At 38.1% G+C, this 454-nt stretch carries 1 pseudogene; it reads left to right on the top strand.

The features are described from left to right. Positions 1–99: 99 nt before the first annotated feature. A pseudogene (locus AC1DUA_RS40630) lies at positions 100–454 on the top strand (hypothetical protein); the annotation flags it as partial.

Genomic DNA, 454 nt, shown 5'->3' with positions numbered 1-454 from the left:
TTTTTTTATTTAATTTTCATGGACAATTCATAAAAAAATCTCCAGTGTAGAGATGTAGGGACCTAATCCATACATCTCATACAAAGGAGAACTCGGACTTTGAGTGTATCGGATAAACAGGTGGTTCGTCAATGCCTTTCTTTGTTACCATTACAAAATTTTTTAGCGCCGTTTCTGGATTATCGGAAGCAGCTTAAAACAGTTAATCTGTTGAAAATATTTCTCGCTGCACAATTATTGAAGTGGGATTCTCTACACACGATCGAAAGAGGTATTCGTTCAGATCTTGAGTTTCAAAAAGAATTCCAACTCACTAGCATCAACAAGTCTCAGCTTTCACGCCGTATTAATTCTCTTCCTGTCGAGGTCACTCAAGCCTTATTTGCTGCCGTCGTAGATTCCGTTCGAAAAACAGCCCATCCTCGCAACAAACAAAATAAACTTGTACTAGGAA

This window comes from Paenibacillus sp. 01T422 (assembly GCF_056398785.1).
This window is presented reverse-complemented; position numbering and strand designations above follow the sequence as displayed.